This is a genomic window from Duganella levis (assembly GCF_009857605.1).
Taxonomy (GTDB): Bacteria; Pseudomonadota; Gammaproteobacteria; order Burkholderiales; family Burkholderiaceae_D; genus Rugamonas; species Rugamonas levis.
In genome coordinates, this window is sequence record NZ_WWCT01000062.1 from 1 (window position 1) to 6,246 (window position 6,246).

The 6,246-nt window shown below is 65.5% G+C and carries 7 protein-coding genes; all 7 read left to right on the top strand.

From position 1 onward, the window contains the following. Positions 1-934, top strand: a 934-nt coding sequence (locus tag GTP69_RS30470; protein WP_161058375.1) for a type II and III secretion system protein family protein, incomplete at its 5' end; no start/stop codon positions are given. Between the two features lie 8 nt (positions 935-942). Further along, positions 943-1,218 (top strand): pilus assembly protein, encoded by a 276-nt coding sequence (locus GTP69_RS30475; RefSeq protein ID WP_161058376.1) that lies wholly within the window; start codon positions 943-945, stop codon positions 1,216-1,218. 38 nt (positions 1,219-1,256) lie between these two features. After that, positions 1,257-2,426, top strand: a complete 1,170-nt coding sequence (locus GTP69_RS30480) for a CpaE/TadZ family protein (protein ID WP_161058377.1) — start codon at positions 1,257-1,259, stop codon at positions 2,424-2,426. A gap of 10 nt (positions 2,427-2,436) precedes the next feature. After that, positions 2,437-3,786, top strand: a complete 1,350-nt coding sequence (locus GTP69_RS30485; protein ID WP_161058378.1) for a TadA family conjugal transfer-associated ATPase — start codon at positions 2,437-2,439, stop codon at positions 3,784-3,786. Between the two features lie 6 nt (positions 3,787-3,792). Continuing rightward, entirely contained in the window at positions 3,793-4,767 is a 975-nt protein-coding gene (locus GTP69_RS30490; RefSeq protein ID WP_161058379.1) for a type II secretion system F family protein, read from the top strand. A 9-nt stretch (positions 4,768-4,776) separates the two neighbouring features. Beyond that, a complete protein-coding gene (locus GTP69_RS30495; protein ID WP_161058380.1) occupies positions 4,777-5,706 on the top strand; it encodes a type II secretion system F family protein in 930 nt (309 codons plus the stop codon). 25 nt (positions 5,707-5,731) lie between these two features. After that, positions 5,732-6,246 (top strand): LytR C-terminal domain-containing protein (locus tag GTP69_RS30500; protein WP_161058381.1); only part of this gene is annotated, 515 nt, incomplete at its 3' end.

Genomic DNA, 6,246 nt, shown 5'->3' on the forward strand with positions numbered 1-6,246 from the left:
GGCTGCCGGCGCCGCGCCGGCGGCGGGCGTCGATCCGCTGGCGGCACAGGGCCAGGGCCAGGCTGCCGGACGCGTGATCAACATGCTGTCGGTGGCGGCGCCGCAACAGGTGATGCTGGAGGTGCGTATCGCCGAAATTTCCAAGACCCTGGTCGACCAGCTGGGCGCCAGCGTCGGCCTGGTCGGTTCCAGCGGCAGCTGGACCTATACCCTGCTGTCGAATCTGCTAAGCGGCAATCCCAACAAGCTGGACGCGTTCAACACCAAGAACGGCAAGTTCGCCACGCTTGACGCGCAAAAGAACGACGGCCTGGTCAAGATCCTGGCCGAGCCGACGGTGATGGCGATCAGCGGCCAGGAGGCCAGCTTCCTGGCCGGCGGCAAAATCTTCATCCCGGTCTCGCAGGACACCACCAGCGGCGTGCCGCGCACCACGCTGGAAGAAAAAGAATTCGGTGTGGCCGTCAAGTTCACGCCGACCGTGCTGGAAAACGGCCGCATCAACCTGCGCGTGGCGCCCGAGGTGTCCGAACTCAATCGCGAAGGCATCGGCATCACCGCCAGCGGCACCACCGCGACCGCCGTGCTGCCCTCGTTCACCACGCGCCGCGCCAGCACCACGGTGCAGCTGTACGACGGCCAGAGCTTCGCCATCGGCGGCTTGATCAAGAATAACGTGACCACCAATATCAAGGCCTTCCCCGGCCTTGGCGAGATCCCGGTGCTGGGCGCCCTGTTCCGCAGCAGCGACTTCCAGAGCGACCGCACCGAACTGGTGTTCATCGTCACGCCGCATCTGGCGCGGCCGCTGCCGCCCGACCACAAACTGCCGACGGACGACTACACGCCACCGAGCCGCAGCGACTTCTTCTTGCGCGGCAAGATGGAAGGCAGCGCCGCGCCCGCCACGCCGTCCGCCACGCCCGCCCAATAGGAACGCCCATGCATATGACTTTATTTCCCCGTCTGGTCCTGCTGGTGCTGGCGGCCGCCTGCGTGGGCGGCTGCGCGCTGTCGCCACGCGTCGATCAGCAGTTCGGCAGCAGCGTCAAGCTGGCGCTGGCGCAGCAAACGCTCAATCCGCAGGCGCGCGACAACCGCAGCCCGGTCAACGGACTCGATGCGCAAGCGGCCAAGAGCGCCTATGACAATTACCAGCGCTCATACGCCAGCCCGGAACAGCAGCAAAACGCGTTTACCATCGGCGTCGGCAAATAGCCGCCGTCTCGACCACTCACGAGTCAGCAGGGACCAAATTGAAGATAGCAGTCATCTCCCGCGATGAACGGCACCTGGCCGAAGTGATGCGCATGTTGCGCGCCCGCTCGCCGTCCGATGAAATCGATCACCTGGTGGGCGGTGTGGCGCGTGCCGCCACCCTGACCGACGAGCAACTGCCGGATGTGCTGATCCTCGATCGCCCGTCGCGCGAGGATGGCGACCTCGACAACCTGGAACGCTTCTCGGCCCAGTATCCGCGCATCGCCTGCGTGGCGCTGTGCACCGAGCGCGATCCGGAATTCCTGATGCAGGCCATGCGCGCCGGCGTGCGCGAAGTGCTGCCGTCGCCGGCCACCAGCACCACGCTGTACCCGGCCATCGAACGCATCGGCGAAAAACTGGAGCGGCGCGGCCAGGTCAGCGGCAAGGTGCTGGCGTTTATCTCGTGCAAGGGCGGCAGCGGCGCCACCTTCCTCGCCACCAATCTGGGCTATGCGCTGGCCGCCAGCGGCAAGCAGAAGGTGGCGCTGATCGACATGAACCTGCAGTTCGGCGACGCCTCGTTGTTTGTCTCCGACCACAAGCCACTGGCGACACTGAGCGATGTGGCGCAGCAGATCCATCGCCTCGACCCGTCATTCCTGGCTTCCAGCATGCTGAGCGTGACGCCCAACTACGGCGTGCTGGCGGCGCCGTCCGATCCGGCCCACGCCAATGACGTCAAGCCGGACCACATCGACGCCATCCTCAAGCTGGCGCGGCGCCAGTACGATTTCATTTTGCTCGACGTCGGCCGCAGCCTGGACGCGGTCAGCATCCGCGCGCTCGACCATGCCGACCATATCTACCCGATCCTGCAGACCACGCTGCCGTATATCCGCGACGGCAAGCGCCTGCTCAACGTGTTCCGTTCGCTGGAATATGGCAAGGAAAAAATTCACCTGGTGGTCAACCGCCACGACAAAGGCGGCGAGATCCGCTTGAAGGACCTGGAGGGTGCGTTTGACGCCGACGTCAACATCACCATTCCCAACCATTACGACGCGGCCGCCGCCTCGGTCAACCAGGGCGTGCCGGTGCTGCAACTGTATCCGAACAGCCAGCTGAGCCTGGCGTTGGCGGGGCTGGCGCGCACCCTGACCGGCGAAACAGTGCCCGAGGCGCAAGGCAGCAACTGGCTGTCCAAGCTACTGCCGCGTAAATAAGGACTGAACCATGAGCACTCCGATTTCATTGCGGGAACGGCTGGAAAGCGGCGAAGCGCGCGGCTCCGGCCAGCGCGTGACCGGCATCGACAACCGCGCCTACCAGAAACTCAAACAACGCCTGCACGCCGCGCTGCTCGACCGGGTCGACCTGGAAAGCATGCAGCGGCTGACCCAGGACCAGATTCGCGTCGAACTGCGCAACCTGGTCGAGAAACTGCTGGAAGAAGACGCGGTGGTCATCAACGACGCCGAGCGCAAGACGCTGACGCGCGACATCCAGAACGAAATGCTGGGCTTCGGCCCGCTGGAGCCATTGCTGGAAGACCCGACCGTGTCGGACATCCTGGTCAATACCTACCGCCAGATCTATGTCGAGCGGCGCGGCAAGCTGGAGCTGACCGACGTCACCTTCAGCGACGACGCCCACCTGATGAAGATCATCGACAAGATCGTCTCGCGCGTGGGCCGCCGCATCGACGAGTCGAGTCCGATGGTCGATGCCCGCCTGCCGGACGGCTCGCGCGTCAACGCCATCATCCCGCCGCTGGCGATCGACGGCCCGATCATGTCGATCCGGCGCTTTTCGGCCGACCCGCTGCGGCTGGCCGACCTGGTGGCCTACGGCAGCATGACGGCCGACATGGCGGAGGTGCTGCAAGGGCTGGGCAAGGCCAAGGTCAACATCCTGATTTCCGGCGGTACCGGGTCCGGCAAGACCACCATGCTAAACGTGATTTCCGGCTTCATCGGCCGCACCGAGCGCATCGTCACGGTGGAAGACGCGGCCGAGCTGCAACTGCAGCAGCCGCACGTGGTGCGGCTGGAAACCCGCCCGGCCAATATCGAGGGCAAGGGCGAAGTGTCGCAGCGGGCGCTGGTGCGCAATGCGCTGCGGATGCGGCCCGACCGCATCATCCTGGGCGAGGTGCGCGGCGCCGAGGCGCTCGACATGCTGGGCGCGATGAACACCGGCCACGAAGGCTCGATGGCGACCATCCACGCCAACACCCCGCGCGACGCCCTGACCCGGCTGGAGAACATGATCAGCATGGCGGCCGCCAACCTGCCGACCAAGGCCATGCGCCAGCAGATCAGTTCGGCGGTGGGGGTGGTGGTGCAGGTGTCGCGCCAGACCGACGGCAAGCGCAAGGTGATGTCGATCCAGGAAGTCACCGGCATGGAGGGCGAGATCATCACCATGCAGGAAATCTTCGCCTTCAAGCAGACCGGCCTGGGCGACGACGGCACCGTGCTGGGCCATCACACCGCCAGCGGCGTGCGGCCGCGCTTCATCGAGCGCCTGCGCAACTTCGGCGTGACGGTGTCGGCCACCGTGTTCGACCCGGTCACCCGTTAGGCCGCCATGGATATCCGTCTACTCTTGTTTGGCCTGCTCATCTTCGGCGCCGTGCTGCTGCTGGTGTGGGGCGTCTACAGCGGCTGGAACAATACCCGTGGCCCGGAAGCCGAGCGGGTCGCGCGCCGCCTGCGCAACGCCATCGGCGACAGCGGCAGCGAGCTGGCGGTGTCGATCACCAAGGAACGCATGCTGAGCCGCGACCCCGGCCTGCAAAAAATGCTGCTGCGCCTGCCCGGCATCATGTGGCTGGACCGGCTGCTGTTGCAGACCGGCCGCAGCATGAATGCGGCGCAGTTGCTGGCGATAATGCTGGGCTGCTGGCTGGTCGGGGTGGTGGTGCTGACCGGCACCCAGCTGCCGCTGCTGGGGCAGATGGCGCTGGCGCTGGGCTTTGCCGGTCTGCCGCTGCTGGAAGCCGACCGCGCCAAGCGCAAGCGCATGACCAAGATCGAGGCCATGCTGCCGGATGCGCTGGATATGATGAGCCGCGCCATGCGCGCCGGCCACGCCTTCCCGACCGCGTTGAAAATGGTCGGTGACGAATTGGCGGACCCGCTCGGTGGCGAGTTCCGCAGCGTGTTCGATGAAGTCAACTTCGGCGTTTCCATGCCGGATGCGCTGATGAATCTCGCCGCCCGCGTGCCCAGTACCGACTTGCGCTACTTCGTGATTGCGGTGCTGATTCAGCGGGAGACCGGCGGCAACCTGACCGACCTGCTGAGCTCCATCAGCGCCATCATCCGCGACCGCCTCAAGCTGCTCGGCCAAGTCAAGGTCATGAGCGCCGAAGGCCGCATGTCGGCCTGGGTACTGGGCTCCCTGCCGTTCCTGGTGGGCGGCGCCATCGCGATCTTCTCCCCGGAGTCGCTGATGCCGCTGTTCACCGATCCCATGGGCCGCATGATGCTGTACGTATCGGGCGGCTTGATGGTGGTCGGCTTTTTCGCGATCCGCAACATCGTCCAGGTACGGGTATAAGGAGCGCCCATGTCAACCATACAAATCGTCTTCCTGGCCGTGCTGTTCATCGTGGTGTTCGGCGGTGTGCTGCTGGCGATCCGGCTGCTGACCGCCAATCCCCTCAAGGACCGGCTGGAAGCGCTGGAGGAACGCAGCAAGGTCACGCGCAACAGCATGGCGTGGGTGGAAACCGTGGTCAACCTGGCCGCCCCGCTGGCCAGACTGTCGGTGCCGACCGAGGGCTGGGAAAGTTCGCCGGTGCGCATGCGCTTCATCAATGCGGGCTGGCGCAATACTTCCGCGCCCGGCATGTTCTATGCCGGTAAGACGGTACTGGCGCTGGTGCTGCCGCTGCTGGTGTTCCTGTACATCAGCAGCCGTCCGGTGAGCGAGGGGGAGAACAAGGTGTTATGGATGATCGCCGCCGCCGCACTCGGCTATTACCTGCCCAACCTGGTTCTCAACCACGTGGTCAAGCAGCGCCAGCGCGACATCTTTGAAAGCTTCCCCGATGCGCTGGACCTGATGACGGTATGCGTCGAAGCCGGCCTGGCGATGGACGCGGCGCTGGCGCGGGTGGCTAACGAAATCGGTCTGAAAAGCCTGGTGCTGGCCGAGGAGCTGCAACTGGTCACACTGGAATTGCGCGCCGGCAGCGCCAAGGACAAAGCGCTGCGCAACCTGGCGCTGCGCACCGGCGTGGAAGATGTCGACGCCCTGGTGACGCTGCTGATCCAGGCCGACCGCTTCGGCACCAGCATCGCCGATTCGCTGCGGGTGCAGTCGGACCAGCTGCGCGTCAAGCGCCGCCAACGCGCCGAGGAGCAGGCGGCCAAGGTATCGCTCAAGCTGCTATTCCCGTTGATCTTCTTCATTTTCCCCAGTTTGTTTGTCGTGCTGCTGGGGCCGTCGGTATTGAATCTTTACCGCAATCTGATCGTGCCGACCGGGGGATAAGCATATGAATTGTCATCAGTGGCGTATGCCAGTGCTGTTGGTGAGCGGCTTGCTACAAGCGTGCAGTACGGTCGCGCCCCGTCAAGCACTGGTCGTCACCCCGTTGCTGCGCATCGAGGATGCGCGCGCCCTGCCCGCCCGAACTGCGCCAGTGTCGCTGGCGGCAGCGCCGCAACAGCAACCCGAAGCGTCAGCGGCGGCGGCCACCACGCTGCCGGTGGTCCAATCGCGCATGGAAATCGTCCGGCTGGGACCGAATGAATACCGGCTGCAGTACCGCCAGCCTGCCGCCGTCAGCCCGGCTGTTGCCGGCCCTGCGCCAAGCGCTGGCGCGCCGCTGCAAATCGTCAACGGCAACGGCGTGCGCGGCATGGGCGAACGGGTGCGCGCGCTGCTGGCGCACCAGGGCATTGCCGCCCGCCAGGTGGTCAACCAGCGTGGCCACTACCAGCGCACCACCATCATTGAATACCTGCCCGGCCAGCAGCGGCGCGCCGCCGACCTGCAAGCCGCGCTGAACGGCCATGCCGTGCTGCTGCC

Excerpts from the sequence above, each read along its gene's own strand:
- GTP69_RS30475 (WP_161058376.1), top strand. The coding sequence starts at position 943 with ATGCATATGACTTTATTTCCCCGTCTGGTCCTGCTGGTGCTGGCGGCC.
- GTP69_RS30485 (WP_161058378.1), top strand. The coding sequence starts at position 2,437 with ATGAGCACTCCGATTTCATTGCGGGAACGGCTGGAAAGCGGCGAAGCG.
- GTP69_RS30490 (WP_161058379.1), top strand. The coding sequence starts at position 3,793 with ATGGATATCCGTCTACTCTTGTTTGGCCTGCTCATCTTCGGCGCCGTG.
- GTP69_RS30495 (WP_161058380.1), top strand. The coding sequence starts at position 4,777 with ATGTCAACCATACAAATCGTCTTCCTGGCCGTGCTGTTCATCGTGGTG.